Annotated in this window: 22 protein-coding genes; 9 read left to right on the forward strand and 13 right to left on the reverse strand. The window is 72.4% G+C overall.

Annotated elements, in window-relative coordinates:
- The first annotated feature begins 7 nt into the window (after positions 1-7).
- Entirely contained in the window at positions 8-904 is an 897-nt protein-coding gene (locus H3C53_08660) for a cytochrome c (protein ID MBW7916736.1), read from the forward strand.
- Between the two features lie 74 nt (positions 905-978).
- Here H3C53_08660 and H3C53_08665 read toward each other — a convergent pair whose 3' ends face one another.
- Together H3C53_08665 and H3C53_08670 are read right to left on the reverse strand one after the other, a co-directional pair.
- Positions 979-2298 carry a polysaccharide deacetylase family protein gene (locus H3C53_08665; GenBank protein ID MBW7916737.1) on the reverse strand — a complete coding sequence of 440 codons (1320 nt, stop codon included), beginning with the start codon at positions 2296-2298 and terminating at the stop codon, positions 979-981.
- A 69-nt stretch (positions 2299-2367) separates the two neighbouring features.
- Positions 2368-3036, reverse strand: a complete 669-nt coding sequence (locus tag H3C53_08670; protein MBW7916738.1) for an HTH domain-containing protein — start codon at positions 3034-3036, stop codon at positions 2368-2370.
- Positions 3037-3281: 245 nt separating this feature from the next.
- Here H3C53_08670 and H3C53_08675 point away from each other — a divergent pair, with 245 nt between their 5' ends.
- Complete coding sequence (locus H3C53_08675; protein ID MBW7916739.1) at positions 3282-3722, forward strand: hypothetical protein; 441 nt, start codon at positions 3282-3284, stop codon at positions 3720-3722.
- 106 nt (positions 3723-3828) lie between these two features.
- Here the strand turns inward: H3C53_08675 and H3C53_08680 are convergent, their stop codons facing one another.
- The 4 genes from H3C53_08680 to H3C53_08695 form a co-directional block, all read right to left on the reverse strand.
- Positions 3829-5901, reverse strand: a complete 2073-nt coding sequence (locus H3C53_08680; protein ID MBW7916740.1) for a S8 family serine peptidase — start codon at positions 5899-5901, stop codon at positions 3829-3831.
- A gap of 88 nt (positions 5902-5989) precedes the next feature.
- Entirely contained in the window at positions 5990-7645 is a 1656-nt protein-coding gene (pgi, locus tag H3C53_08685; protein ID MBW7916741.1) for a glucose-6-phosphate isomerase, read from the reverse strand.
- A gap of 4 nt (positions 7646-7649) precedes the next feature.
- Positions 7650-8690 carry an L-glyceraldehyde 3-phosphate reductase gene (mgrA, locus tag H3C53_08690; GenBank protein ID MBW7916742.1) on the reverse strand — a complete coding sequence of 347 codons (1041 nt, stop codon included), beginning with the start codon at positions 8688-8690 and terminating at the stop codon, positions 7650-7652.
- A 41-nt stretch (positions 8691-8731) separates the two neighbouring features.
- Positions 8732-9223 carry an Rrf2 family transcriptional regulator gene (locus H3C53_08695; GenBank protein ID MBW7916743.1) on the reverse strand — a complete coding sequence of 164 codons (492 nt, stop codon included), beginning with the start codon at positions 9221-9223 and terminating at the stop codon, positions 8732-8734.
- Positions 9224-9440: 217 nt separating this feature from the next.
- Between H3C53_08695 and nirK the strand changes: the two genes are divergently transcribed.
- The 3 genes from nirK to H3C53_08710 all read left to right on the forward strand — a co-directional run bounded on the left by nirK (position 9441) and on the right by H3C53_08710 (position 12360).
- Positions 9441-10610: a nitrite reductase, copper-containing gene (nirK, locus tag H3C53_08700; GenBank protein MBW7916744.1), complete on the forward strand. Its 1170-nt coding sequence runs from the start codon at positions 9441-9443 to the stop codon at positions 10608-10610.
- A 76-nt stretch (positions 10611-10686) separates the two neighbouring features.
- The gene (locus H3C53_08705; GenBank protein MBW7916745.1) at positions 10687-11520 is read left to right on the forward strand and encodes a formylglycine-generating enzyme family protein; all 834 of its coding nucleotides are present in this window, start codon (positions 10687-10689) and stop codon (positions 11518-11520) included.
- A 15-nt stretch (positions 11521-11535) separates the two neighbouring features.
- Complete coding sequence (locus H3C53_08710; GenBank protein MBW7916746.1) at positions 11536-12360, forward strand: SCO family protein; 825 nt, start codon at positions 11536-11538, stop codon at positions 12358-12360.
- A 62-nt stretch (positions 12361-12422) separates the two neighbouring features.
- On the opposite strand, the gene H3C53_08715 is transcribed toward H3C53_08710, so the two are convergent.
- The 3 genes from H3C53_08715 to H3C53_08725 are packed head-to-tail and all read right to left on the reverse strand — an operon-like array spanning position 12423 to position 15039.
- Positions 12423-13331 carry an N-acetylmuramic acid 6-phosphate etherase gene (locus H3C53_08715; GenBank protein MBW7916747.1) on the reverse strand — a complete coding sequence of 303 codons (909 nt, stop codon included), beginning with the start codon at positions 13329-13331 and terminating at the stop codon, positions 12423-12425.
- Positions 13328-14296, reverse strand: a complete 969-nt coding sequence (locus H3C53_08720) for a GNAT family N-acetyltransferase (protein ID MBW7916748.1) — start codon at positions 14294-14296, stop codon at positions 13328-13330. The genes H3C53_08715 and H3C53_08720 overlap by 4 nt, the downstream gene beginning before the upstream one ends.
- The gene (locus H3C53_08725; GenBank protein MBW7916749.1) at positions 14293-15039 is read right to left on the reverse strand and encodes a GntR family transcriptional regulator; all 747 of its coding nucleotides are present in this window, start codon (positions 15037-15039) and stop codon (positions 14293-14295) included. Before H3C53_08725 ends, H3C53_08720 begins: the two co-directional genes overlap by 4 nt.
- A 220-nt stretch (positions 15040-15259) precedes the next feature.
- On the opposite strand from H3C53_08725, the gene H3C53_08730 reads away from it, so the two are divergent.
- From H3C53_08730 to nagZ, 4 genes are all read left to right on the forward strand, one after another.
- Positions 15260-17026, forward strand: a complete 1767-nt coding sequence (locus tag H3C53_08730; protein MBW7916750.1) for an ABC transporter substrate-binding protein — start codon at positions 15260-15262, stop codon at positions 17024-17026.
- A 77-nt stretch (positions 17027-17103) separates the two neighbouring features.
- Positions 17104-18075, forward strand: a complete 972-nt coding sequence (locus tag H3C53_08735; GenBank protein ID MBW7916751.1) for an ABC transporter permease — start codon at positions 17104-17106, stop codon at positions 18073-18075.
- Between the two features lie 81 nt (positions 18076-18156).
- Positions 18157-19200 (forward strand): ABC transporter permease, encoded by a 1044-nt coding sequence (locus H3C53_08740; protein ID MBW7916752.1) that lies wholly within the window; start codon positions 18157-18159, stop codon positions 19198-19200.
- Between the two features lie 39 nt (positions 19201-19239).
- Positions 19240-20778 (forward strand): beta-N-acetylhexosaminidase, encoded by a 1539-nt coding sequence (nagZ, locus tag H3C53_08745; protein MBW7916753.1) that lies wholly within the window; start codon positions 19240-19242, stop codon positions 20776-20778.
- On the opposite strand, the gene H3C53_08750 is transcribed toward nagZ, so the two are convergent.
- From H3C53_08750 to H3C53_08765, 4 genes are all read right to left on the reverse strand, one after another.
- Positions 20771-21187, reverse strand: a complete 417-nt coding sequence (locus H3C53_08750; protein ID MBW7916754.1) for a hypothetical protein — start codon at positions 21185-21187, stop codon at positions 20771-20773. The two genes, nagZ and H3C53_08750, sit on opposite strands and share 8 nt — an antisense overlap.
- Entirely contained in the window at positions 21184-21813 is a 630-nt protein-coding gene (locus H3C53_08755) for a helix-turn-helix domain-containing protein (GenBank protein ID MBW7916755.1), read from the reverse strand. The genes H3C53_08750 and H3C53_08755 overlap by 4 nt, the downstream gene beginning before the upstream one ends.
- 145 nt (positions 21814-21958) lie before the next feature.
- Positions 21959-23722: a hypothetical protein gene (locus H3C53_08760; GenBank protein ID MBW7916756.1), complete on the reverse strand. Its 1764-nt coding sequence runs from the start codon at positions 23720-23722 to the stop codon at positions 21959-21961.
- Positions 23719-24887 (reverse strand): serine hydroxymethyltransferase (locus H3C53_08765; protein ID MBW7916757.1); only part of this gene is annotated, 1169 nt, incomplete at its 5' end. The genes H3C53_08765 and H3C53_08760, both read right to left, overlap by 4 nt.

A 24887-nucleotide genomic window follows, 5' to 3' on the forward strand; every position in this document is an offset into this window, starting at 1 on the left:
GGGCGGCATGACCGACCGTAACGAAGAGGGCCGCCGCGCGGACGAGGCCGCCGCCACGGTCACGGGCGGCGCCGGCGCGGCCGGGGACCAGACCCGCGTCGACGTCTACCTGGACGGCGGCGAGCAACCCATCGTCAGCTACCGCCCGCCGGTCAGCTTCGAGCTCGACTCCACTCAGCTGGAGGACGGGCAGCACGTCCTGCGCATCGAGGCGTTCGACTCGAGCGGCAACAAGGGCGTTCGCACCGTGCCTTTCAGCGTCAGGAACGGACCCGGCATCGCCGTGCACGGCATAACGCCCGGCGACGTCCTCGACGGCAAGATCGAGGTGCTGGTCAACTCGTACGGCGGCGTGGGCGAGAAGGCGTGGGAGCCGTCGCGAGCGGAGACGCCAGCCCCCATCCCCACCTGGACCTGGGTGCTGGTGCTCCTGATCGCTGCGTTCGGCGTGTTCTACGGCGTGCGTCACTGGAACCCGTCGGCGGACTTCGCGGCCACGCCGACCTTCAGCTCGACCACCGTCCAGACCAGCCAGGCGCCGGGCGCCGCCGCCGGCCCGGCCGGCGCTCCCAGTGGTCAGGGTGGCGGAGCCAAGGGCGAGGCGCTCTACGCCAACCTCTGCTCCGCCTGCCACCAGGCCACCGGCCAGGGCCTGCCCGGCGTCTTCCCGCCGCTGGCGGGCGACCCGGTCGTCACGGCCGACGACCCCACCGAGCACATCACCACCGTCCTGCACGGCAAGCAGGGCTCCACCATCGACGGGGTGACCTACGCCTCCGCCATGCCCGCCTTCGCGGGCCAGCTCTCCGACGAGGAGGTGGCCGCCGTGATCAACCACGAGCGGACCAGCTTCGGGAACGCCGCGCCGACCGTCACGGCTGAGCAGGTCGGCGCCCTGCGCTGAGCGGTCTCCCGAGAGGGCGTTGTCGTGGTGGGTGCACCGGACGAGGTGCGCCCACCACCCGGTGGCGCCCGACGTCAGTCGCCGAAGAGCGCCTCCGACAAGAGCACGACGTCCACGTCGGCTGCCGCGAGGTGCGCCAGGATCGACGCCAGGTCCTCCATGTAGTAGTAGGTGTCGACGTCAGAGCCGCGGGGGTAGACCTGGTGGAACACGAGCACCAGCCAGGCGCGCTCGGTGGCGGCCCGGTCTATCAGCGCGTTGATCGCCGACGGGGGGTCGGCCGCGCCGAGGCTCACCGCCCGGATGCGGTAGGGGTCGGCGGGTGGCCACGTCTCGAGACCCTGGTCGCGCACGATCGTCCGTCCGGCCGCGAAGTAGCGCCGGACCTGCGCTAGCGACTCCGCGTCGTAACCGCCGTAGGGGTAGGCGATCAGGTCGACCCCGCGCTGGAAGCCGTTCTCCAGCAGCCACGTCTTCACCCGCGCCAGCTCGGCCGTGAGCGCTTCCGGCGTGAGCGTGTCGAGGCCGCCGTCCTCCAGCAGGCTCGCCTGGTGGGCGATGACCTCCCAACCGGCGAAGCGCTCGGCCGTCAACAGCTGGTCGACCGTCATGAAGGTGTCGACGCCCACGAGGTCGACGATGGCGGCGATGCTGGCGCGGATGCCGAGCCGTTGCGCCAGCGGCAGGGCGAAGGCGAAGGCGCCGTCGCGGGCGTCGTCGAAGACGAGCGAGACCTTGCCGCGGGCCGGGAGGTCGAGCGCGCCGAGGTAGTCGAACCAGGCCGTGACGGGGCCGGTGCCGTCGTCCGCGAGGCTGAGTTGCATGTCGGTGACGGCGGCGAGGTCGATGGTGGGCCGGCCGCCGGTCGCCGTCGTGCCCAGCCCCACCGTGATCGTGAACCACTCGCCGTCGTGGCCGTAGGAGAAGGCCGGGTCGGCCACGCCCGTCAGCACCGGGAACGAGTCGTAGGTCTCGAAGCCGTCGGCGCTCAGGTAGAGCGACAGGTAGCTCAGGTGCTCGAGCCCGCTCAGCCTGAGCGTGAGGGTCAGGAAGCTCCCGCTCAAGTCGATGGGGTTCAGGTTGGTGGCGCGAACGTTCACCTGCAGGGCGTCGCCGTCGGTGTCGACGCGCAGCGAGCGCGTGCCGACGAGGACCTCCTCCAGGTCGGCGGCGGCCACGCCGGCGGTGGTCTGCTTCACGAACGGCGTGTCGTACTGGAACGTGTCGATCGGCGTGCCCGGACCGGCGACGCGCGCCACCGCGTTCGGCCTGAGCTCGAGCGGCGCCGGCTGCGCGGCGCCTTGCGCGTTCGCCGGGGACGGTGGCGCGGCGCACCAGACCGCCAGCGCCAGGGCGATCCGGATGACGGCGCTCCGGCGTCGATCGGCCGCCACGGCGGCTCGGCTGCTATGAGGCGGTCGGGTCGTGGTCGTCATCCGCCCATTATCGCCGCCCCGGCCGCGTCAGGGAGGACCCTGGCCCTTCTGCGCCTCGGCGAGGCGCGCGAACACGCAACTCGACTCCCCGTCCGCCATGCAGGAGGTGAGGCCGAGCGGCTCGCCCAACAGGAGCGACACGAGCCGCTCGTCGAAGCGGCACACGGCGCGCGTCTCGTTGGCGACGTTGTGGAACACGCAGTTGACGGCGGCCACCCCCACGCCGCCCGGTGCCACCGCGGCGTGGTACCCGAGCTGGTCGAGGATGGTGACGACCGCCGCGCGTCGGGCCTCTGGGTCGAGGCCCACGAGGTACGGGAGCCACTCCGCCGCGACGTCGTCGGCCATGGTCATCAGCACCTCTTCGGCCGTGTCGTCGCCGACCCGCTCCCGGATGGCGCGGAAGAGGTTCAGCGAGAGCAGGTCGTAGCGGCGCGGGAACGACTCGAGCCCCTGATGGGTCAGGCCGTAGGTGCGGCTGGGGCGGCGGCCGCTCGGCCGCGAGCCGACGTGCACCACCAGCCCGTCGCGTTCGAGCGCCGTGACCTGTTGCCTCACGGCCGTGCGCGTCACGCCGAGGCGGCCCGCCAGCTCGTCGAGGGTCAGCCCTGCCGGCTTCGCCCTCAACAACTCCTCGAGCAGGGCGTCTCGCGTCGCCTTCGGCGGCGTGCTCGTCTGTGGTGACGCTCGCGTCATGGTCGCTCTCGTGGTCGATTGTTCCACGTGAAACACCCCGGCGGCCGCTGGGATGGACCGTTCGGCGCGGCCCGCCGTCCGGGCGCGCGCTCGACTCCCTTAGTAGCCCCTACCGGCCAACAATAACATAAACGGCTTGCATTTTCGTCAGAGAGTGTTACAATGCACTTCGGTAAGCGCGTTCCCCGTGAATGCGGGAAGGAGCAATCGTTATGGTCAACCGCTCGAACGAAACCTCGAAAAGTATGTCGCGCCGCATAGCCTTCATCGCGGCAGCCCTGGTGGTCGCCGCACTGCCGATCGCGTTCGCTCAGAGCGCCGACCTCACCAAGTCGCCGCCGCCCGCCCCGTACGTCAACGCATCGACGCTCGTCCAGCTGCCCGACTTCATCCCGGGCGCCGGGGCCCTCTTCATCGACCCCGCCAACGCGCCGACCGGGCCGTGGCTCGCCTACGGCAAGGACGGCAACCTCATCGAGGTGTTGTTCATGATCCCGGTCAGCGGCATGGACAAGGCCCAGAACTGGAACGACCTGGCCGCCGGCCTCCTGGCGCAGATCGGCTTGACGGTCGACCACGTCGACGTCTCCTACAACGGCGGCCACCCCGGCCTGGCCGAACCGCACTACCACATCCGCCTCGCCTTCGTAGACGCCGCCACGCAGCAGGCGCAACTGAACCCGTGACGGCGCCGGCGGCCTGAGCCGCCGCGTCGCAACATCGATCGACAAGCGGCTGCCGGCCCCGAGCGCGTCTCGGGGCCGGCAGCGTCGTGGCGGGGCCGCCCGTGCCTCAGGGGACCTTCGCGACCGTGACCGTGACCGCGTTGCCGGCGTCGGGCGCGTAGGCGCCGAAGCGCACCTCGATGGTGGCCTCGCCGAACCACTCGCCCGACTCGCCCAGGACGCCGTTGCCGTTCGGGTCGGTGCCCGCCTGCACCGTCAGGGGGCCGGGCAGGGCGTCGGTCAGGGTGAACAGCCCGTCGGCGTCGAGGATCGCGTCAGGGTAGCCCGCCACCCTGAGGATGAGGTCGTCGCTGGGCTCTGGGGGTGGGGGCGGGCCCATGAGGTGGTCGTACGCGCCGGCCGCGTCGACGAAACCGAAGCCGTACTCCGGGTCGCGGCCGGGGGCGCCGCGGTCGATGGCCGTGGCGCTCAGCGCCTGCTCGATGGCGGCCTTGCCCGCCGCGGGTGCGGCGCTGCGCAGCATGGCGATCACGCCCGCCACCGCCGGCGCGGCCATGCTCGTTCCCTGCAGCCTGCCGTAGCCGGCCACGGGGCCCGGGTAGGTCACCACCGTGCTGAGCACCCCCTCCGTCCTCGACCCGCCCGGCGCCGCGATGAACATCTGCGGTCCGAGGTGGCTGTAGCAGGCCCTGAGCCCGCCCGGTTCCGTGGCCGCCACCGCCAGCACCTCGGGGTAGGCGGCCGGGTAGAAGATGGGGTTGGTGGTCGGCGCCGGGCAGGCGAACTCGTCGTTGCCGGCGGCCGCCACCAGGCTCACGCCCAGCTCGTCGGCCGCGCGCAGGGCGTCGCGGACCCCCTGACCGAGGTCGAAGGCCGCGCCGATGCTCATGTTGACGACCTGGGCTCGCGGCGAGCCCTCGTTCACGACGTACTGAAGCGCCCGCACCAGGCTCGCCGTCGTCATGCTGCAGGCGGGACCGACCGCCTCGCCGAGGTTGACGAGGAGCAACCGGGCGTACGGCGCCACGCCCGCCACGCCGACGCCGTTGTTGGCGACGGCCGCGGCGATGCCCGCCACGTGCGTGCCGTGCGTGCCGCAGACCGCGCCGGGGGCGCCCACGGGGCCGCCGCCGGCAGCGGCGTCGTAGGTGGCCACCACGTTGGCGGCCAGGTCCGGGTGCGTCGGCAGGAAGCCCTGGTCGAGGACGGCGACGGTGGCCCCCGCCCCGCCGGCGACGCCCCACAGCGCCTCCACGCCGAGCTCGTCCAGGTTCCACTGCTCGGCTCGCAGCGGGTCCACGCTGGCGGGCTCGAGGAGGCGGGGGAACTCGACGAAACCGACGCCCGCCGTGCCCTGCAGGGCCGCGGCGGCCCTCACGGCGCTGCCGGTCGGCACCGTCACCAGGGTGAGCCCGGCCGCCTCGAACGGCTCCGTCGCCGCCTCCACGCCGAGGTCGGCGAGGGCGGCGCGCACGGCGACCTCGCGCCCGGCGAAGGTGGCGGCGCCGCCAACGCCGTCGACGGATTCGGACCCGTTGGCCCGCAGCACGACGCCGGGTCGCTCGAGCCCGACGATCAGCGTGGTGGTGGGTGCCGCCAGCAGCTCCGGCGCCAGGTGGGCGTCCAGGCGGTCGTGGGCGCCGATGGCGCTCGCGGCGGCCCGACCGGGGGCCGCCAACGTGGCGAGCGCGGCCTGGTCGGGCGCCGCCAAGGCGGAGCCGCCGGGGCCGCCCACCACGATCCCGCTCACGTCGGGGTAGGCGAACGTGACCTCGCCGCTCGTGGCCACGTACTGCTTGCCGCGGTGGGTGGCCGTCAGCCGCACCCGGAACCGCGCCGGGAAGCGCGGCATGGCCGCCGGGTCCACGATAACGGTGACGACGGCGCTGCCGCTGCCGTTACTTGGCGCGAAGGAGACGGCGCCGGCGAGGGTGGGGTCGGTCGGGAGGGCCTCGATGACCCAGTGCGACGGCGCCGTCACCACCACGTCGGCCCGGGCGAAGCCGGTCATGCTGGTGGTGACGGTCTCGACGGCGACGGTGGGCGGCGGCTCCTGGAAGCACCCCGCCAACAAGAGGCTCGCGAGCGCCACCATGAGCGCCGCCGCGAGCCAGGCCTTGCGGCGCGCTGCCGCGCGTCCAGGGTGGTGCCAGTGGGGTTCCGGGTCGCGCCTCGTCATGGTGGACACTCCGTTCGCCCCGTGATACCCCGCCGCGCGGTCCCATCAGTGACAACCTCCTGAACCCTGCCTTCATCGTCGCCCCGGCTCAGCGGCCGCGCAACTGCCCGAGGTGAGCCAGGAGGCCCGCGGTGGACGCGTCGTGCGTGCCGGGGGCGGAGGCGCCCGCCCGCACCTCGCCCAAGAGGTTCGTTGCCAGCTCCTTGCCGAGCTCCACGCCCATCTGGTCGAAGCTGTCGATGTCCCACACCACCCCCTGGGTGAAGATGGCGTGCTCGTACAGGGCGATGAGGTTGCCGAGGGCGTGCGGCGTCAGCTGCGGCATGAGGATGGAGGTGGTGGGGCGGTTGCCCGGGAACGACTTGGCGGCGCTTAGCAGCTCGAGGCGGTCCGCCGGTGCTCCCTGCTCCTCCAGCATGGCGCGCGTCTGCGCCCTGGTGCGGCCGAGCATGAGCGCCTCGGTCTGAGCGAGGAAGTTGGCGAGGAGGATGTCGTGGTGCTCCGTCAGCGCGTGGAACGGCCTGGCGGGCGCGATGAAGTCGGCCGGGATCAGCTTGGTGCCCTGGTGGAGCAGCTGGTAGTAGGCGTGCTGCCCGTCGGTGCCGGGCGAACCCCAGATGATGGCACCGGTCTGCCAGGCGACTCTCTCGCCGGCGAGGTCGACGTCCTTGCCGTTCGACTCCATGAACGCCTGCTGCAGGTAGCTCGGCAGGTAGCGGAGCGACTCGTCGTACGGCAGCACGGCGGAGCTCTCCGCCCCGAAGAAGTTGCCGTACCAGACGCCAAGGAGCCCCATGAGCAGGGGGGCGTTGCGGTTCGGGTCGGCATCCTGGAAGTGCCGGTCCAGCTCGTGCGCGCCCTCGAGGAGCTCCACGAAGCGTTCGTAGCCGACCGCCAGCACGATGGAGAGGCCGATGGCCGACCAGAGCGAGTAACGCCCGCCGACCCAATCCCAGAACGCGAAGACGTTCTGGCGCTCGATGCCGAACTCGGCCACCTTGGCGAGGTTGGTGGAGACGGCGACGAAGTGGCGCGCCACCGCCTTGTCGCTCTTCAAGCGCTCGACCAGCCAACGCCTGGCCGTGTGCGCGTTGGTCATCGTCTCCTGCGTCGTGAACGTCTTCGACGACACGACGAACAGGGTGCTCTCGGGCCGCAGGCCCGCGAGCACCTCGCTGATGGCCGCCCCGTCGACGTTGGAGACGAAGTGGGTGGTCAGCGCGGCGGTGGTGTACGGCTTCAACGCCGTGACGACCATCTGCGGACCGAGGTGCGAGCCGCCGATGCCGATGTTGACGACGTCGGTGATCCGCTCGCCCGTGTGGCCACGCCACTCGCCGCGGCGCACGGCGCCGGCGAAGCGCTCCATCTGCGCCAGCACCGCGTTGACGTCGGGCATGACGTCCTTGCCGTTCACGAGGATCGGCGTGTTGGAACGGTTGCGGAGCGCCACGTGCAGTACCGCCCGGTCCTCGGTGGTGTTGATGCGTTGGCCCTCGAACATGGCGCGCCGCCGGGCGGCGAGGCCCCGCGCCTCGGCCAACGCCAGCAGCAGCTTCACGGTCTCCTGCGTGATGCGGTTCTTGCTCAGGTCGACGAAGAGCTCGCCCGCCTGCATGGAGAAGCGTTCGAAGCGCTTGTCGTCGCCTTCGAACAGGTCGGCGACGCGCACGTTCTCGAGTTGGCGCTGATGCGCCCGCAGCGCCTCCCAGGCCTCGGTGCTCCCTTTCGGGTGGTCGGTCATGGCTTTACCTCCCGGTCGCCGGCGGCTCCCCGCCGTCCTCGCTCGAGCGCCGCCAGATGTTGATGCCCGCGTCGACGGCGAGCTCGTCGAGCCGCGCCAGCTCCTCCGCCGTGAACTCGAGGTTGGCGAGCGCGCCGACGTTCTCCTCCAGCTGCCGCACGCTCGACGCGCCGATCAGGACGGAGGTGACGCGCGGGTCGCGCAGGCACCAGGCGAGGGCGAGCTGCGCCAGGGTCTGGCCGCGGCCCCTGGCGATGTCGTCGAGGGCGTGCACGCGCTCGAGCGTCTCCTTGGTGAGCATCGACTCCTTGAAGGAGCCCGCGCGGCTGGCGCGCGAGCCCGGCGGCAGCGTGTCGTGGACCTCGCTGGGCTTGACGCCCAGGTAGCGTGACGTGAGGAGCCCCTGCGCGAGCGGCGAGAAGACGATGCAGCCGGCGCCCTCGTCGGCCAGCACGTCCAGGAGGCCCCCCTCGATCCAGCGGTTGAACATCGAGTAGGACGGCTGGTGGATGAGCAGCGGGGTGCCGGCCTGGCGCAGGAGGGCGGCGGCCTCGCGCGTGGCGGAACGCGAGTAGGACGACACGCCCGCGTACAGCGCCCTCCCCTGCTGCACGGCGCTGGCGAGGGCGCCCATCGTCTCCTCGAGCGGGGTGGCCGGGTCGAAGCGGTGACTATAGAAGATGTCCACCCAGTCGAGCCGCATGCGCTTCAGGCTCTCCTCGAGGCTCGACAGGAGGTACTTGCGCGACCCCCACTCGCCGTACGGTCCTGGCCACATCTCGTAGCCGGCCTTGGTGGAGATGACGAGCCGGTTGCGGAGGCCAGCGAAGTCGGTGGCGAGGATCTCGCCGAAGTTGCGTTCGGCCGAGCCGGGGGGCGGGCCGTAGTTGTTGGCCAGGTCGAAGTGGGTGATGCCCAGCTCGAAGGCGCGCGTGAGGATGGCGCGCATGGTGCTCAAGGGGCGGTCGTCGCCGAAGTTGTGCCAGAGGCCGAGCGACACCTTGGGAAGTAGCAGGCCGGAGCGGCCCACGCGGGCGTAGGTCATCTTATGGGCGTCGGTCACGCCCTCAGGTTAGCCCTTGGGCGTCAGGCGTCGGCGCTCACGCGCCCGCGCGTGGTGGGCGTGGGCGCCGCGCCGTTGCCGCCGGGCGGGTCGATGAGCTGGTCGAGCCGCACGCTCGACAGCGCCTCCCGGATGGTGAGCGAGGCGCCTATCCAGGCCAGGTTGAGGCGGCAGTAACCCTTGCGCTCGGTGGTGGCGCAACGCTCCCTCGTCTGGCAGGTGTCGACGACGAGCGGCCCCGACATGGTCTCGATCACGTCGAGGAGCGAGACGGTGGCCGGGTCGACGATCAGCGTGACGCCGCCGTTGCGGCCCTGGCGGTTCTCGACGTAACCCGCCTGCGCCAGGCGCCTCAGCACCTTGGCGAGGAAGGCCGGCGGCTTCTTGAGGTCGGCTGCTATCCTGGCGGCCGCCGCGCCGGGGTTCTCCGCCGCGTAGATGAGCGCGTGGATGGCGTAGCTCTCCTCCTTGCGGAGGACCGTCCGGTAGGGGGAGGTTGCCGCTGGCTCTACCACCCCTGAACGGTACCAAGAAACCAGGACCGGTGCCTCCACGTTTATCACGATGCGCGATTGGCGTCCAGGACGTAGGTTAATCGGCTAACCTGACCGGGCCCGGCAGGACATCTGTCCTTGGTCGAGCCTGGAGCCCGGGACTAACTTGGAGTCACGAGTCCGTGTTAGGCGGTGACCCTCGCCGCTCGACCAAGACGGACACCAAAAGGAGCAGGACATGCGAGACAAGCGCGGAAACCTCCCCCTGGGCGTCATCTACGCCGTCGCCGCGATCATCGTCGCGCTAGCGGTGGGGGTGGCACTGTTCGGCACGAGCGTCGACGCCGCCCCGGCTCAGCAGGCCGGCGCCGACCACGGGCACGACCTGACCATCAACCAGCCCGCCGGCGAGCACGTGGCCCTCACCGACCCCGAGGACCTCGTCCCCGTCGAGGAACTCCCCGTTATCAAGGCCGTCCTCGGCTACGCCCCCAACGCGGCGCCGCCCGTCGACCGCGACTACCGCGCCCACGTCGAGGTGGAGCTCGAGACGACCGAGGAGGTCCTGCGCCTCGCGGACGGCGTCGAGTACCGCTTCTGGACCTTCGGCGGCGCGGTCCCCGGCCCCATGATCCGCGTGCGCCACGGCGATTACGTCACCTTCACGCTGCAGAACCACCCCACCAGCCTCATGCCGCACAACATCGACCTGCACGCCGTGACCGGCCAGGGCGGCGGCGCCGAGGCCACGCTCATCTCCCCCGGCCAGCAGGCCACCTTCTCGTTCTCCGCGCTCGTCCCGGGCGTCTACATCTACCACTGCGCCACGGCGCCCGTTGGCATGCACATCGCCAACGGCATGTACGGCCTGATCGTGGTGGAGCCCAAGGAGGGCCTGGCGCCCGTCGACAAGGAGTTCTACGTCGTGCAGGGCGACTTCTACACCAAGGGCGACTTCGGTGAACGCGGCCTGCAGGACTTCGACATGCAGCGCGCCATCAAGGAGGACGCCGCCTACGTGGTCTTCAACGGCTCCGTCGGCTCGCTGGTGGGCGAGAACGCGCTGTTCGCCGACGTGGGCGACAAGGTCCGCATCTTCTTCGGCAACGGCGGCCCGAACCTGACCAGCTCGTTCCACGTCATCGGCGAGATCTTCGACACCGTCAACGTCGAGGGCGGCCGCCTCATCAACCACGACGTCCAGACCACGTCGGTTCCGGCGGGCGGCGCCGTGATGGTCGAGTTCGGGGTCGACGTGCCCGGCACCTACAACCTGGTGGACCACGCCATCTTCCGGGCGTTCAACAAGGGCGCCGTCGGGCAGCTCGTGGTCGTCGGCGAGAAGAACCCGACCATCTTCACCGAGCGCACCGACATCAGGCCCTACGACCCGGACGCCACCGAGTAACGAACCGCTTGACTCGCGCGTGGGGCCCGACCGCCGCCAGCGGCGCGCCCCACGCCTCCAGGACGGAAGGTCGACCGTGACCACCCGCACCCACTCACGCACGCGCACCCCGGCGCCGCGGCGCCGCGCCGCCCGCCTGACGCGCCGCTTCGCGGCCGCCGTGGCGGGGCTCTGGCTCCTCGCCGCCGCCATGCCGACCACCACCGCGGCCGCCGCGACCAGCATGGTCGCCATCGAGGGCGGGGAGGTCGAGCTCCTCTTCCCCGTCGAGGGTGAGGCCGCGACGGTGGTGGAACCGTTCCGGATCGACGTCGTGCCTGTCACCAACGCCGAGTTCCTGGCGTTCCTCGAGGCCAACCCGGAGTGGCGCCGCAGCGCCGTCCCCGAGGTGTTCGCGGGCAGCGCCTACCTGCGCGCCTGGGACGGCGACCTCGACCTCGGTGCGCTCGACCCGTCCGCCCCCGTGACCGACGTCAGCTGGTTCGCGGCCGCCGCCTACTGCGAGGCTCGCGGCGCGCGGCTGCCCACCGAGGCCGAGTGGGAGTTCGTGGCCAACGCCGGCTACGCCGGCCCCCGCGGCCGCGACGAGGCGGGCTACGCGGCGCGCGTGCTGACGCTCACCACGAGCCGCGCGCAGCGGCCCGGACCCGTCGGCATGGACGAGGCCAACTACTACGGCGTCAAGGACATGCACGGCCTCGTGTGGGAGTGGGTGTTCGACGTGGGCTCGAGCTTCAACACGGGCGACAGCCGCTCCGACGGCGACCGCCGCCTGCAGCTCGTGTGCGGCGGCGGGAGTGCCGGCGCCGTCGACAAGAGCGACTACGCCGCCTTCCTGCGCTACGCGTTCAGGAGCGGCCTGACCGGCGGTTACTCCAGCGGCGGCCTCGGCTTCCGCTGCGCCGGGTGAGGTAGGGAGGCCATGATGACGACCACACGCGATCACGCCGCGGCCCGCCGCCGCGCCCGGCTCCTCGCCGCGTTCGCGGCCGCCGCGCTGCTGGCCGCATGCGGCGGCAAGGCGGAGGAGGGCGGCGGCCGCGCGGAAGGCGCGCAGCACGTGATGGCCACGGCCACGCAGGCCGAGACGCCGCACGCGCCGGACCAGCACGCAGCGCCCGCCCCCGCCGACCCGCACGCGGGCCACGACGGGCACGAGGCGGCGCCCGCCACCCCGGACACGCACGCCGCGCCGGCCCCGGCCGACCCGCACGCGGGCCACGACGGGCACGAGGCGGCGCTGCCCGCGGCGGAACTGCCCGGCACCTCCATCTACCACCTCGGTGGCGCCTTCACGGGCCAGGACGGCGCCGAGTTCCGGCTGGCCGAGCTGCGCGGCGCGCCCACCGTCGTCGTGATGTTCTACGGCGACTGCACCACCGCGTGCCCGCTCCTCGTCAAGTCGGCGCAGGACATCGAGCAGGCCCTGCCCACCGAACTCGCCGCCAGGACGCGGTTCGCGATGGTCTCGTTCGACACCGAGCGCGACACGCCCGACAAGCTGCGCGCCTACGCCGAGTCCCTGGGGCTCGACAAGGCGAGCTGGCACTGGCTCGTCGGCAGCCCCCTGCTTACCCGGCAGCTCGCCACCCTGCTCGGCGTCCAGTACCGCGACGCCGGCAACGGGGTGTTCGCCCACAGCAACCTGGTGACCGTGCTAGACGCCGACGGCGTGCCCGCCGCGCGCGTCGAGGGCCTGGGCGCCCCGCTCGACGGCGCCGTGGCCGCCATCCGCGCGGCGCTCGAGTAGGCGCCGCGCCGGGTCCGGCGCACGGCGGGAGCGCGGGGCGGCGGGGGCGCCCCCGCCGCCCGTCAGCCGCCGGCCAGGTCGGCGAGCGCATCGCGGACGCTACCGCCGCGCGCGCGCAGCGCCGCCTCGGCCCGCTCCGCCGTCACGCCGGCCTTCGTCATCACGATGGCGCGCCTGATGTCGTCGCCGGCCGCCGCCAGCGCCTTGGTGGCGGCGGCCTCGTCGACGCCCGCGCCGCGCGCCACGATCTGCACCGCGCGAACGCGCAGCTTGGCGTTGACGGGCCGCATGCCCACCATGAGGTTGTCGTACGCGCCGCCCAGGCGCACCAGCACCGTGGTGGAGAGGGCGTTGAGGGCGGCCTTCTGGGCGGTGCCGGCCGCTAGGCGCGTGCTGCCGGCCAGCACCTCCGGCCCGGTCGCGAGGAGGACGCCCACGTCGCCGGCGCGCAGCAGGGCCGTGCCTGGGTTGTTGGCGATCCCGACGGTGAACGCGCCGCGCGCGCGGGCGTGCTCCAGCGCCGCGACGGTGTAGGCCGTGCCGCCGCTGGCGGCGACCCCCACCACCGCGTCGAGTTCTCCGATGGCGGCGGCGGCCACGTCGTGCCCGGCGGCCGCCACGTCGTCCTCGGCCCCCTCCTTGGCCTGGGTGGTGGCCGAATCGCCGCCCGCGAGGAGCGTCAGGGCGCGGTCGAAGCCGAACGTCGGCGCCAGCTCGGCGGCGTCTTGCACCCCCAAGCGGCCCGAGGTGCCCGCCCCTATGTAGACGAGGCGCCCGCCGCGGCGCAGCCGCTCCTCTATGCCGGTGGCGGCGCGCTCCAGGTCGGGCAGGGCGGCGGCCACGGCGTCGATGGCGCGGCGGTTGGCGTCCGTGATTGCCGCGAGGATCCGTGCGGCGGGCCAGGCATCCAGCCCCGAGTAGTCGGCGCTGGCGGCCTCGGTGGCCGCGCGGCCGTTCGGTGGCTTCGTCATAGGGGGCCCTCGACGCGTTGGTAGGTGCGCCACACGCGCGCGCCCAGCTTGCCGTAGAAGGGCGTGAGCGTCGTCCAGTTGATGACCGCGTCGGTGGCCCCGCGGTTCGCCAGCCAGACGGCGCCTGCTCGCACCAGCGCGAGGCCGAGGCCGCTGCCCCGGGCGGACTCGCTCACGCCAAGCGGACCCATGCCGCCTGGGCGGTCGGCCACGTCGGCCATGAGCGCACGGCGCCAGTGGAGGCTCGGTCCCAGCACGGCCTCGTCGCCGGTGAAGACGGCGCAGAAGCCGTCGGCGCGCGCCTCGCCATCGCGCTGGAGGGTGAGCACGGTGGCGCCGGCCGCCAGGTAGGCGCCAACCTCGGCCGTCCAGCGGCCGGGGAAGGCGCGGGTCACGAACTCGAGGGCGGCGGCCGGATCGTCGTCGCGGACGCGCCAACCGGGGGGCAGGGGCGCCGCCGGCGGCTCGAGGCGCAGGTCGACGTGCAGGTCGTGTTCGGTCGCGAGGAAGCGCGCGCCGGCGCGGCGCGCCAGGCGCCACAGCGCCGGGCTGGATTCCTGGGGCGGCCCGGGGAGGAGGTGGTTGGCGTCGCTGCCGAGCCGGTACGTGCGCGCGCCGCGTTCGCGGAGGCGCGCGAACAGCTCGGCGAGGAGCCGCCCGCCGACGCCCCGGCCCTGCCACGGCCCCGCCACGGCGAGCAGGGAGACCCAACCGACGCCCGCCGGCAGCCAGCTGGCGGTGGGGGTGCGGCCGTGGGTCACGCCCACCAGCTGGTCCCCGGCGAAGGCGCCGAGGAGGAGGGTGGGGTCGTGATGCGCGGCCAGGCGGTCGCGCCAGGCGCGCTCCTCGAGCGGGTAGAGCTCGGCGCGGGCGCCCCAGGCCGAGCGCCACAGGCCCGGCACCAACGCGGCCTCGCCCGCCGTCAGTTGCCGCACGGTGACTGCCGCGGCCCGCGCGGCCGTCACAGGGCCCTCAGGTCGAGCGCGAGGCGGTAGCGGTCGCCGCGGTAGGCGCTGCGGGTGTACTCGAAGGGGCGCTCGCCCTCGTCGAAGGTGGTGCGCTCGAGGGCGAGCACCGGTGCGCCCTGGGCCAGGCCGAGCGCGCGCGCCTCGGCGCGGGTGGGCAGGCGGGCGCCTATGGTCTGGCGCGCCCGCACCGGCCTGATGCCGAAGCGGACTTCGAGGCAGCGGTAGAGGGAGCCGCCCGCCGCGAGCTCCTCGGTGGGCAGGTCGGCGAGGCGGGTGGCGAGGTGGGCCTCCTGGAGCGCCAGCGGCTCGCCGTCGGCGGTGCGCAGGCGCGTGACCCGCAGCACCGTGGCGCCGGGTTCGAGTCCCAGCGCGGCGGCAACCTGGTCGTCGGCGGGCACGCGCTCCGCCTTGAGCAGCCGGGCGCCGGGCTCGAAGCCGAGGTGGCGCGCCTCGTCGGTGAAGCCGAGGACGCGGTCGATGATCTGCTCGAGCGGCCGCCCGCGCACGTAGGTGCCGGAGCCCTGCTGCTGCTCCACGCGCCCTTCGGCGACGAGCTCCTTGAAGGCGCGGCGCACGGTCATGCGCGACAGGCCGAGGCTGGCGGCGAGGTCGCGTTCGGAGGGGAGCGCGCGGCCCTGGTTGATGCGGCCGGCGTCGATGGCGTGGATCAGCTTCTCTTTGAGCTGCAGGTAGGCAGGGGTGGGCAGTGCCTTGTCGATGCGGATGTCGTCGAGTTCCATCGCGCTGACCTTCCTGTTCGCCCGTCGCGCGGCGCCGGCGCGACCGCCGAGGGCGCCTGCGCTGCCGCCGCGGGCGTGGACCTACCACCAGAACGTACCACTGCTATACCAGTGGGTCAACGCCCGTTGGCCTCGCGCTCACCGATGCGGCTTGAAGGTGGTCTTAAAGTGGTCTATCGTGGAAGACGTAAGCGACGCTTCGTGCATGAAGGAGGTTCGGATGCCGCGTAACAGACTCACGACCCTGGTCACGGCCCTGGTCCTGGCTGCTTGGGGGACGGCGCTAGCGCAACCCAAGGTGGTCGACTACCCCAACCTGGGCATGACCCCTGCCACGGTGGGCGGGACGCTCACGTTCCCGCTCGCCGACTCGCCACCCACGTTCCTCTACTACGCTCAGATCGACAACAACACCCAGACCCTGACCGGCGTCGTCTTCGATTCCCTCGTCGAGTTCAACCTCGAGACCTACGCCATCGAACCCGCCCTCGCGGCCAGCTGGGACGTCAGCGCCGACGGCACCGTCTACACCTTCCACCTGCGCCAGGGCGTGACGTGGCACGACGGCACGCCGTTCACGGCCGCCGACGTCGTGTTCACCTACACCCAGATCATCACCAACCCCGAGGCGCGCGCCGGTGACGCCGCCCAGTTCATGTTCACGGTCGACGGCGAGCAACGCCCCGTCACGTTCGAGGCCCCCGACGACGCCACCGTGGTCATGACCCTGCCGGCCCCGTCCGCGGCGTTCCTGCTCCAGCAGCGCTTCCCCATCTTCCCGAAGCACAAGCTCCTCCCCTTCACCGTGGAGGGCGGCGCGCAGCAGGCCGACATCAACAACGCCTGGCCCACCGACACCCCGCTTGCCGAGGTCGTGGGCACCGGTCCGTTCATGTACGACAGCTACGTCGCCGGCCAGAAGGTCGGCCTCGTGCGCAACCCCAACTACTGGAAGGTCGACTCCGCCGGCACCAGCCTCCCGTACGCCGAGCGCCTCGACTACCTCGTGGTGCGCGGCAACGAGGCGCAGGCGGCCCAGTTCCTCGCCGGCAACCTGGCCGTGCTCAACATCTCCGGCGCGCAGTTCCCCGACTTCAAGGACCGCGAGGTGGCCGGCGCCGACTTCCGCGTCGTGACCAGCCCGGCCCTCTTCGGCTCCCCGCCGCACGTGGCCTTCAACTTCGACGACCCCGCCTTCTCCGAGGTGTTCGGCGACGTGGCCTTCCGCCGCGCCATGGAGCGCGCCGTCGACCGCGAACGCGTCATCGACGACGTGTACAACGGCCTCGCCGAGATCCCCGGCACCCCCACCGCGCCCGCCGACGGCACCTTCTACGAGGACACCAAGCCCCTGATGCTGCCGTTCGACCTCGCCGCCGCCGCCGCCGCCCTCGACGAGCTCGGCATCAAGGACACAGACGGCAACGGCGTCCGCAACGTGCCCTCCGGCAGGGACCTCGAGTTCTCGCTGACCTACAACGCCGACTCGAGCACCTTCACCGACATCGCCACCATCCTCCAGAACGACTTCGGCAAGATCGGCGTGAAGGCCAACCTCGTGGGCGTGCAGGGCTCGGCGCTCCTCTCCACCGGCCTCGCGGGCGACTACCAGGCCATCATCATCGCGCTGGGCAACCAGCCCGACCCCGAGCTGCGCAAGCCCATCTGGCAGCCCGGCGGCTCGCTCTACTACTGGCACCGCTCCACGCAGCCGGCCACGCCGGGCGGCGAGCCGAACTTCGCCGCCATGGCCGACTGGGAGAAGCGCATCTACGACATCTTCGACCAGGGCACCACCCTCGTCGACCGGACCGCGCGCGTGGCGCTCTACAAGGAGTGGCAGCGCCTCAACGCCGAGAACGTGCCGGTCATCATGATCGCCAAGCCCGCCAACATCGCGGCGGTGCACGAGAACGTGGGCAACTTCGTCTACAACCTGGGCGTCATCCCCGGCTACAACCCCGTCCCGCACTACTACGTCAAGTAGCGGCGGCGCCTAGCTGAAGACCCCCGGGCCGACACGCGCGCGTGCCGGCCCGGGCTATCTAGACCCGAGAGGCCCGGATGTTCTCCTACCTGGTCAGGCGCGTGGCCATCATGCTCCCCACCCTCGTGCTCGTGTCGGTGGTGTGCTTCGTCGTCATCCAGGCGGCGCCCGGCTCGTTCACGGACCGCTACCTCGAGGACCCGCGCATGGGTCCCGAGGCGGTGGCGCGCATCAACGCCCAGCTGGGGCTCGACCGGCCCCTATACGAGCAGTACCTGAGGTGGGTGGGCGGCATCGTCACTCGCCTCGATTTCGGTTACAGCTTCTTCGCGAACCGCCCCGTATCTACCGTGATCGGCGAACGGCTCTTCTGGACCATCGTGGTGGCCGGCGTCACCATGTTCTTCTCCTGGCTGGTGGCCGTGCCGCTCGGCATCGTGACCGCCCTCAGGCGCAACGGCTTCACCGACGCCGTGGCCAGCTTCATCGGCTACGTGGGCCTGGCCGTGCCCGACTTCCTCATCGCGCTCCTGCTCATCGCCCTGGTGCTGCAGGCCGGCGGCACGCAGGTGGGCGGCCTCTTCAGCCCGCGCTACATCGGCGCGCCGTGGAGCTGGGCCAAGCTCGTCGACTTCTTGAACCACATGTGGATCCCCATCCTCGCCATCGGCACCACCGGCGTGGCGTCGGTCATGCGCCAGATGCGCGCCAACCTCTTGGACGTGCTCAACGCCGACTACGTGCGCACGGCCCGCTCCAAGGGCCTGGCCGAGCGGCGCGTCATCAACCGCCACGCCGTGCGCACCGCCATCAACCCGCTCGTCAGCATGCTCGGCCTGAGCCTGCCCGAGCTCATCAACGGCACCATCATCGCCAGCATCGTCCTCAACCTGCCGACCATCGGCCCGCTGCTGTACGACTCGCTCCTCGCCAAGGACCAGTACGTGGCCATGTCGCTGCTCCTCCTCGCGAGCCTGCTCCTGATGGTCGGCAACCTGCTGGCCGACGTGGCGCTCGCGTGGGTGGACCCGAGGATCCGCTATGACTGAGGCGGGAGCGTGAGCGCCACGGCCACCCGCCCGGCGCGCCGAGGCGGCGACGCGGCGGACGTTGGCCCCAGCCAGGCGCGCCTGGCGTGGCGCCGCTTCGCGCGCTCCCGCACCGGCATCTTCGGCGGCGTCATCCTCGCGCTGCTCTACCTCGTCGCCCTCGCCGCGCAGTTCCTCGCGCCATACGACATCACCACCCAGCACCGCGCCGTCTACCAACCGCCGCAACCCGTGCGGGTGTGGCGCGAGGGCCGGCCGCGGTGGCCCTTCACCTACGCCATGAAGCAGGACCGCGATCCCGTCACGTTCCGGCGCATCTTCGTGCCCGACCTGGAGCAGCCGCTGCCCATCAGGCTCTTCGTGAAGGGGGAGACGTACCGCTTCCTCGGGCTGTTCGCCACCGACCGCCACCTGTTCGGGGCCGTGGGCGGCGACTACTACCCGCTCGGCACCGACCGCTTCGGGCGCGACCTGCTGTCGCGCATGCTGGTGGGCTCGCAGGTGTCGCTCACCGTGGGCCTGATCGGCATCCTCATCTCGTTCAGCATCGGCATCCTGGTGGGCGGCCTCAGCGGCTACTACGGGGGTTGGATCGACCAGGTGCTGCAACGCCTCATCGAGGTGCTGCTCTCCTTCCCGCGCATCCCCATCCTGCTTGCCCTCGCCACCGTCATCCCCACCACCTGGCCCTCCACGTACGTCTACATGGGCATCGTGGCGGTGCTGGCGCTCATCGGTTGGGCCGGCCTGGCGCGCGTGGTGCGCGGGCAGGTGCTGGCCGTGCGCGAGATGGAGTTCGTGACGGCCGCCAGGGCGCTCGGCGCGCGCGACCTCAAGATCGTCGTCCGGCACGTGGTCCCCAACCTCATGTCGTACCTGGTGGTGGCCGCCACGCTGGCGCTGCCCGGCTACATCCTTGGGGAGAGCGCGTTGTCGTTCCTGGGCCTGGGGGTGAAGGAGCCGATGACCTCGTGGGGGCTACTCCTCAAGGACGCGCAGAACTTCGAGTCGCTGAGGCTCTACCCGTGGCTGCTGGCGCCCGGCGCCATGATCATCGTGTCGGTGCTGGCCTTCAACTTCGTGGGCGACGCGCTGCGCGACGCGGCCGACGTGCGCTCGCGGTGAGGCCCCGCGCCCCGGCCTTCAGAAGCAAGAGGTGACGCCATGACCCGCCTGCCGCTCATGATCGACCTCTCCGCCGCCGCCCTCACGCCAGAAGAGCGCGAGCTCCTGGCCGAGCGGCGCGTGGCCGGCGTGTGCCTGTTCGGCCGCAACGTGACGGACCGCCACCAGCTGGCCGACTACGTGGCCGAGGCGCGCGCGCTGGCCGGTGACGAGCTGGTGGTGGGCATAGACCAGGAGGGCGGCGGGGTGCTGCGGCTGCTCGACGTGCCGTTCCCGCCCGCCGCCATGGCGCTGGGCGCCGCCGACGACCCGGTGCTCACGGAGGAGGTGGCCGCCGCCACGGGCCGCGCCCTCGCCGCCGTTGGGGTGAACCTCGACTTCGCGCCCGTGGCCGACGTGAACTCCAACCCCGCCAACCCCGTGATAGCCGACCGCTCGTTCGGCGCCGACCCGGCGCTGGTGGCGCGCCACGTGGCGGCGTTCGTGCGCGGCCTGCAGTCGGCCGGCGTGGGGGCCACGCTCAAGCACTTCCCCGGCCACGGCGACACGAGCCTCGACTCGCACCTCGACCTGCCGGTGGTCGACCGCTCGCTCGGCGAGCTGCGCGCCACCGAGCTCGTGCCGTTCCGCGCGGGCATGGCCGCCGGCGCGGCCGCCGTGATGAGCGCCCACATCGTGCTGCCGCGGCTCGAGCCCGGCGTGCCCGCCACCCTGTCGCGCCGCGCCATGCACGGCCTGCTGCGCGAGGAGCTCGGCTTCGAGGGGTTGAGCGTCACGGACGCGCTCGACATGAAGGCCGTCGCCGACCGCTTCTCGCCCGGGGAGGCGGTCGTGCGCGCCCTGCTGGCGGGCGTGGACGTGCCGCTCACGCTCGGGTCTGTCGCCAAGCACCGCTCAGTGCTGGCAGCCATCGACGAGGCGCTGGCGGCGGGCGGGTTCGGGCCGGACGGCCTGGCGGGACCGCTGGCGCGCCTCGCCGCGTTCGCGCGCGCCTACCCCGCCCGCGCGGAGGGCGGCCGGTTGGACGCCGCGGTCGAGGCCGCCGACCGCGCCACCATGGCGCGCGCCACCCGCGCCGGCCTCGTGACGCTCGCCGGACCCCTCCCGGAGCTGGCGCCGGGCGACAGGGTGGCGGTCCTCGCCAACCGGACCGTGCGCGCCAGCGCCGCCAGCCAGGTGAGCGCCCGGCCCGCCGAGGGGTTGGTGGAGGAGCTGCAGCGGCGCGGGGTGCAGGTCGCGTGGCTCGAGCTGCCGTGGGGCGAGGCGGTCGACCCCACTCCCTTCCTTGGGGGCCTGTCGCCCCTCCCGCGCGCCGTGCTCTACGCCTCCACCAGCCGCACGCGGGTGGCGGAGGGCGAGGCCGTCACGGCGCGCAACGCAGCCGAGTGGGCGCGTCACGCCGGCAGGGAGTTCGTGCACGTTGCCCTCTGGAACCCGTACTCCGCCGAGCTGGTGCCGGGGCCGGCGCTGCTGGCGTTCGGCTACCGGGGGACGGTCGCCGCGGCCGTGGTGGAGGCGTTGATGGGGGGCGGCGCCTCGGCGCGGGCCCCGGTACCGCTAAGAGCGTTGGCTAAGTGAGTGGCCGCATCTCGTTCGCGAAATCAACGAGCATCTCTGCCTGGCGCATCGCCACCTTCAGGTCGTTTCGACTGACGTGGATCATGCCGTACTGGGCCTTGTCCTTGAGGTCTATCAGGCGCCGCAGCGCCGTTGCTGCTTCGGCGCCCCGTGGCATGACCATCGCAACCAGAGGTTCGGCGTCGTGGTGGTCGTCGCCTCGCGAGCGGCGACCTAGGGCGTAGCAGCAAGCGGCATCGACTGCAGCTATGCCAGCGAGCACCGTAAGCGATGCGGCTACGCTCCACGAGGCGGCATCGTCCTCATCCTGCAGAAGACGAGCTACCTCCAAGAACTTCCCGGCTGACGTCGCGCGGGTGCGCCCCTCCGCCGAGCCACATCCTTCGGTCCTTGTCTTCCCACGACTCACGTGACCGCCTCCCCAAGGAGTACCTGCGCCGGCGGTCCCGTGAGGGTCACCGCGTCGCTTAGTAGCTCATCGACGATGGGTGGGTGTTCTTGCTTCAAGCGCTCGAGTTCCTGAACGCCTATCTCGGCGATGCCGGCGTGGTGCCCCGTCCACCCGAGTACGAGGCCCGCGAGCTCGTCCAACTGGCGGCGCCATCCCCCATCTTCCTCGACCGTTGCTTCCGGGCGGACTATGAACAGATCGACGTCGCTACTGGCGCCGCCGTCACCCCGAGCCACCGAGCCGAAGAGCGATGCGTGACAAGGCGGCGTTGCCCAAGTTGTGAGTTCGCTCCTGAGGCGGTCGATCAGTGCTTGTCGCAAGGAGAGTAGAGCCAGAACGGGCTCAGCCGCCAGGTGCCGACGGTTCAAAGTGAAGAGCAGTGCGGCGCCCGCCCCAGCCTCTTGAACGTTGACCAGCCCCTGTTCTGCGAGGCGCTGCAAGACTCGAGCGACCGTGCTGCGGGACCCACCGGAAAGCCGCGCTACCTCACGCCCGCTCAACGGCCGCGTGGTCCTCGCCAACACCACGAGGACCTTGCTGGTGCTGTCCGGGAGGACCGCTAGGTAGGGCGCCGAAGAGTCCATGGGTCATCATACTGAACGTGGCCCATATCTGGGTCATGTGACCCAGATATGGGGCGACGGTGGTTGCCCCCTAATCGGCGACCAGCACGCCTTGAACCCCTGGCCGGGGCACGCTGCTTACGGGAACCGGACCCGAACTCGCCGCCTACCCGGCGCGAAGATGCGCCACGACCCCGCCGGCCTCTCGCAACATGGCCTCGTAGGGGGTCACGGGTGCGAAGCGGAAAGGACGCGGCGCGCTCCCAGGGCCGTCGATCAGCAGGACCGTGCCGGCCGCCAGGTCCAGGTCGAGGACGGTCTCGGGCGTGAGTGCTTCGTAGAACGCCTCGTCTGCGAGGGTGATGGCGATGAGCCCCTCGTCGCGCGCGCCCAGCCGGTAGAGGGGAGCGATGCTGGGCGCTATCACGGCGCGGACCCCGGCAGTCAGCAGCGCCCGCACGGACGACGCCCGGTTGCTGCCCACCCCGAAGTTCTCGTCGCCCACAAAGACGGTGCCATCAAGGTGGCGCTCCGCGGCGGAGGGGTCGAGGTGGTGGAGCAGGAGCCGCCGCGCCACGCGCGGGTCGGGGTCGCTGGACGTGCCAACGCCGGGGACGCTGGAGGGGGTCAGGTCGTCCGTGGAGATGAGGCCCCGCAGCCTGACGACGTTGCCGGTCGTGGGCCACGTGACCGTGGGTGCCGCGGTGCCGGGGCGGTCGGTGGTCGGCGCGTCGCCGTCGGCGTTGAGCCGGCCCGTGCGCGCCGCGGTGCCGGCGGCGCGGCCGCCCACGAGGATGATGTGCGCGCGGGGCGAGCCGAGCCGGCCGAGGGTGTTGCGGTTGCCGGTGAACACGGCGACCTCGCCGTCGGCCAACCGCGTCATCCCGAAACCGAAGCACGGGCCGCAACCGGGGGCGAGGAGGGTGACCCCGGCGGCCTCCATCCGGCTTACGATGCCGGCCTCGCCGAGTCGCGCCAGCACGCCGGCCGTGGCGGGCGCGACGACGGTGGGGACTGCCACCCGCCCGTCGAGTTCAGCCGCGAAGGCGGCGACCTCCTCGAAGGTGCCGCCCGAGCACGTGCCCACGATCACCCGGTCGACGCGGGTGGCGCCGAGGTGCTCGAGCGGCACGGCGTCGGCCGGGTTGCCGCTGCGCGCCGCGGTGGGGCGCACCCGGCCGAGGTCGAGCGTGAGGGCGGGGGTGGCGGGCGGCGGCGCGTCGTCCGCCCCCGCGGGGAACGTGACGGTGAGGGCCACCGCCTCGGGCACCACGTTGGCGAGGACGGCGCGCTCGGAGGGGGTCAGGCCCGCGAGGCCCGCCCCGCCGAACTCGAGCGCCTTGCCGGTGGCGAGGCGGGGCGTCGGGCCGCCGTCTCGCAGCAGCCCGAGGAGGGTGAGCGCCGCGTCGCGCGCCGTGACGCCCGGCGCGAGGGCGCCGACCACCTCGACCCGCAGCGTCTCGGGCACGCGCAGCACGAACCTGCCCGTGTGGATGGCGGCCGCCAACGTGGTGGGTTGCGCGGCGAACGCCACCACCCCGTACGCGCCCAGCGTGGGCGCGTGCGAGTCGTTGCCCAGCACGAGCATGCCGGGGCGCAACCTGCCGCTGGCCGGGAGGGCGTGGTGCTGGATCCCCTGGCCCACCAGGCGCTCGGCCCCGAAGCGCTCCACGAACTCGTCCTCGACCCGGCGCAGCTCGAGCACCCGGTCGCGGTCGGCGCCCGAGTAGGTGTCCGCCGGCCCGGTGTGATCGCGCACCAGGACGAGGGGGGCGGCGGAGCGGGTGGTGCCCAGCGCGCCCAAGACGGGGCACAGCGCGGGGGTGGTCCAGTCGTCGGTGACGATGAGGTCGACCGCGAGGTCGACCTCCTGTCCGGCGGGCGCGCCGAGAAGGCGCTCGATGCGCGTTCTGGGCCCGGGGTCGGTCACGCCGCGTCGGCGGCTAGCGCTGTTCCCGTGGCCGCCTCGGGCCGGCAGTAGCGGACGGTCCGGAACCGCCGCGCCAGCGCCGTGACCCGCTCGCGGACCTGCGCGCGCGGCGCCTCGCCCGTGAGGGCCCCGTGCATGAGCCCGGCGAGCTGCACCATCTCGGGTTCGCGCATGCCCAGCCTCGTGGCCTCGGGCGTCCCCAGCCGCAGCCCCTTGCGGCGCAGCGACGGGATGAGGTTCACGTTGGCGATGAGGTTGGCCTCGTGCAGCGCCTCGACCGCCTCGTCCGGCGTGGCGCGCGGGCTCACGTCGAGCCACACCTGGTGCGAGTCGGTTAGCCGCTCGCCGCCCTGCACGGCCAGCCCGAGGCGCCTGAGTTCCGCGCCGAGGGCGCGCGCGTTGGCCACGGTCTGGCGGGCGTAGGCCGCGCCGTGCTCCTGCGCCTCCGCCAGCGTGACGGCGAGGGCCGCCACGTGGTGGAGGTGGAAGTTGGAGACGTGGCCGGGGAAGATGGTCGCCTCCACGCGCGCCACGATGTCGTCGCGGTTCGTGAGGATGATGCCCTTCTGTGGCCCGGGCAGCGACTTGTGGGTGCTGCCCGACAGCACGTCGGCGCCCTCGCGCAGAGGGTCCTGGAAGAGGCCGCCGGCGAGCAGGCCGAGGACCTGCGACGCGTCGTAGACGATGATGGCGTCGGGCCCGGCGAGGCGCCGCAGCTCCCTGACCGGGTGCGCGAAGAGGATCATGGAGGCGTCGAGGTAGATGACGTCCGGCGGCGCGGCCGCGAAGGCGCGTTCGCAGGCGGCCACGTCGATGGTGGCGTTGGCGGCGTCGTACGGGATCAGGCGGAGGTCGTCGGTCAGCCGCGCAGCCACGCTGCGCGCCGCGAAGTGCCCGCCGTCCTCCATGGCGAGGTGGTAGAAGGTGCCGCCGCGCTCCAGCACGGAGTGGATGACGATGTTCGTGCAGTTCTCCCCCGAGAGCGGCCGCACGTTGGCGTGGCGGGCGCCGAACACGCTGCAGGCGAGCTCCTGCGCCGCCACCTCGACCTCGGACAAGTGCTTGCCGCCCACGTAGCGCCACTGCGGGTTCTGGAACAGGTAGCGGTGGCCTAGGTCCGACGCCATGACGCTGCGAGCCGCGGGGCTGAGCAGGTTCTCTGTTG

This window comes from Trueperaceae bacterium, from assembly GCA_019454765.1.
Classification (GTDB): Bacteria; Deinococcota; Deinococci; order Deinococcales; family Trueperaceae; genus JAAYYF01.

Excerpts from the sequence above, each read along its gene's own strand:
- H3C53_08680 (MBW7916740.1), bottom strand. The coding sequence starts at position 5,901 with ATGACGAGGCGCGACCCGGAACCCCACTGGCACCACCCTGGACGCGCG.
- mgrA (MBW7916742.1), bottom strand. The coding sequence starts at position 8,690 with ATGACCTACGCCCGCGTGGGCCGCTCCGGCCTGCTACTTCCCAAGGTG.
- nagZ (MBW7916753.1), top strand. The coding sequence starts at position 19,240 with ATGACCCGCCTGCCGCTCATGATCGACCTCTCCGCCGCCGCCCTCACG.
- H3C53_08725 (MBW7916749.1), bottom strand. The coding sequence starts at position 15,039 with ATGGAACTCGACGACATCCGCATCGACAAGGCACTGCCCACCCCTGCC.
- H3C53_08755 (MBW7916755.1), bottom strand. The coding sequence starts at position 21,813 with ATGGACTCTTCGGCGCCCTACCTAGCGGTCCTCCCGGACAGCACCAGC.
- H3C53_08660 (MBW7916736.1), top strand. The coding sequence starts at position 8 with ATGACCGACCGTAACGAAGAGGGCCGCCGCGCGGACGAGGCCGCCGCC.
- H3C53_08735 (MBW7916751.1), top strand. The coding sequence starts at position 17,104 with ATGTTCTCCTACCTGGTCAGGCGCGTGGCCATCATGCTCCCCACCCTC.
- H3C53_08715 (MBW7916747.1), bottom strand. The coding sequence starts at position 13,331 with ATGACGAAGCCACCGAACGGCCGCGCGGCCACCGAGGCCGCCAGCGCC.
- H3C53_08670 (MBW7916738.1), bottom strand. The coding sequence starts at position 3,036 with ATGACGCGAGCGTCACCACAGACGAGCACGCCGCCGAAGGCGACGCGA.
- nirK (MBW7916744.1), top strand. The coding sequence starts at position 9,441 with ATGCGAGACAAGCGCGGAAACCTCCCCCTGGGCGTCATCTACGCCGTC.
- pgi (MBW7916741.1), bottom strand. The coding sequence starts at position 7,645 with ATGACCGACCACCCGAAAGGGAGCACCGAGGCCTGGGAGGCGCTGCGG.
- H3C53_08675 (MBW7916739.1), top strand. The coding sequence starts at position 3,282 with ATGTCGCGCCGCATAGCCTTCATCGCGGCAGCCCTGGTGGTCGCCGCA.
- H3C53_08730 (MBW7916750.1), top strand. The coding sequence starts at position 15,260 with ATGCCGCGTAACAGACTCACGACCCTGGTCACGGCCCTGGTCCTGGCT.
- H3C53_08710 (MBW7916746.1), top strand. The coding sequence starts at position 11,536 with ATGACGACCACACGCGATCACGCCGCGGCCCGCCGCCGCGCCCGGCTC.